The following is a 2080-nucleotide window of genomic DNA, read 5'->3' as shown; positions in this document are numbered from 1 at the left end:
CCATCGCCTCGGGGAGGGCGACCTGCCCGGTGGTGACCTGCGCGGCGGCTTCGAGAAGGGGCAGGCGGTGGTATTCGGGGCGGGCGACGATCGACTCGACCGCGCCCCGCAGCAGGTCGCGGTCGGCGGCCGGGCCGGAGGCGGCGGCGGCGTCGAGGCGCCCGAGCGCCCAGCCGGCCTTGATGACGTCGGCGCGGACGCCGAAGATCTGGTGCAGGGTGGTGCGCAGGCGCGGGAACCCCGAGGCCGCGAACAGCAGCCGCACGAGCTCGCCGGTGGCCAGGTGCGGGCTCGCCTGCAAGTGGGCGATGGCGAAGTGGATGCCGTACAGGTCGAGTCGCTCCAGCAGGCGCTGGCGCTGGTGCTTGTCGACCGGGCCCTCGGTGGACAGGAACAGGCCGGCGGAGGCGAGCATGAGCGCCCGCTTGTCCTCGCCCAAACCGGCGAGGGTGCGCAGCGCCTCGCAGTCGGCGGCGGTCAACAGGCCGGCCTCGGAGGTCTCGGCGAGGAGCCCGACGACGGGGACGACGTCGCACACCGAGCGGCGCAGGACGTTCGCCTGGTCGCCGGCGATGGGGCCGGCGACGGGCCAGGGGTCCTGCCCGGGCCCGGGAGCGAGCTTGTCCGCCTTGTTGTACAGCCCGAGCGCGTTCATCGGGGAGGACGAGAGCTGCTGGGAGGCTTTGGCGAACGCCTCCAGGGCGTCGACGTCGTCGGCGCGGACCTGCTGGGTGAACACGTAGATGATCGCCTCGGCCGATTCGACCGCGGCCTTGGAGTCGTCGTCGACGTCCTCGGCGATCGGCGCGGCGAACAGCATCTCCCGCGCCGCATCCGAGATGTCGGTGTTGACCGACTGCAAACCCGGGGTGTCGACCACGGTCAGGTCGCGGAGCCGGTCGGAGGACAGCTGGACGTCGATCATCGCGGCCTCGTCGGCCGGGATCGGCAGCGTCGTGGGGATCATCCCGTTCGCGTCCAACGGGACCGCGTGCTTGGTGCCGTTGCGGGCGACGACGTCGACGCGGTCGGCCGGGCCGTACCGGAACTGGGTCACCACGCGCGTGCACTCGCCCGCCGCCGTCGGCGCGACGCGCCGTCCGATCAATGCGTTGACGAGGGTGGACTTCCCGGCCTTGAGGCGCCCGGCGACCGCGACGCGCAGCGGCTGCCCCAACCGGCCCGCGACCTCCTCGACCACGGGGCGCGACGCGCTGCTGACCTTGCCGGCCAGTTCCTCGCACATGCTCGCCACGCTCGTGGTGAGTTGTCCTGCCACCATGGTCCCCGTGTCCGCCCTCTCCTGTAGTCTCGTCGGTCCCGATGGTCCGGGCCTGCGCCGGTCTGCGGCACTTCGGCCGCCGACGCCGGTCTGCGGCATCGAAGCTTCCGCAATATCATGAGAGGCGTCGGCGATCCGTCGACAACACGAGATTACAAACCGCGACCGCCCGGCCGCCTCCCCCATTCGTGCCACAGCGTTAGGAGCCACCTTGGCCCCCCCGCCGCCCACCCCCGGACTGGCGCCCTCCGTCGCCTCGACGCCCCGACCCCTTGGGGCCTTGAACCGTGACGATGCACTGCGCGCCATGGCGGGCGCGCTGGCGGGACCGGGCCTGGTGGTCGTCACCGGCCCGCCCGGGTCCGGTCGCACCCGCCTGCTGGAGCGCCTCGCCCGCGCCTCCAAGCGGCCCGTGCACGCCGGGGGCGGTCTGTCGATGCTCTCCGGCCAGCCCGCACTCGCACTGGAGCGGGCCACGCGGGCCCGCATGCCCGCCGGGGACCTCCCGCTGCTGGCCGAGGCCGTCTACTCCCGCACCCGCGGGGGCCTGCTGGTCATCGACGACCTCCAGTGGTGCGACGCCGCGACCCTCGCGGTGCTGCCGGTCCTGGCCGAGCGCCTCCCGGTCGCCGCCGCACTGCGCATCCCCAACCGGCTCGGCGAGGACGCCCTCGCGCGCCTGCTCGCCGCCGCCACCGTCATCGCCGTCCCCGAACTCACCGACGCCGAAGCCGCCGCGCTCGTCGCCGAAGCCGCCCCCGCCCTGCCCCCCACCCGCGCCGCCGCACTCGCCGCCCG

The 2080-nt window shown here is 74.1% G+C and carries 2 protein-coding genes; one reads left to right on the top strand and one right to left on the bottom strand.

Features of this window, described 5'->3' with window-relative positions; translation table 11 throughout:
- On the bottom strand, positions 1-1282 hold a 1282-nt coding region (locus DI269_RS27545; protein ID WP_112133529.1), incomplete at its 3' end, for a dynamin family protein.
- 280 nt (positions 1283-1562) lie between these two features.
- Here DI269_RS27545 and DI269_RS02305 point away from each other — a divergent pair.
- The coding region (locus tag DI269_RS02305) for an AAA family ATPase (RefSeq protein WP_198667077.1) at positions 1563-2080 on the top strand (518 nt) is incomplete at its 3' end.

It is taken from the genome of Glycomyces dulcitolivorans, assembly GCF_003265355.1.
In the GTDB taxonomy this organism is placed as follows: Bacteria; Actinomycetota; Actinomycetes; order Mycobacteriales; family Micromonosporaceae; genus Glycomyces; species Glycomyces dulcitolivorans.
Note: the sequence above shows the minus strand (reverse complement) of the source record. Positions and strands in the feature narration are given on the sequence as shown.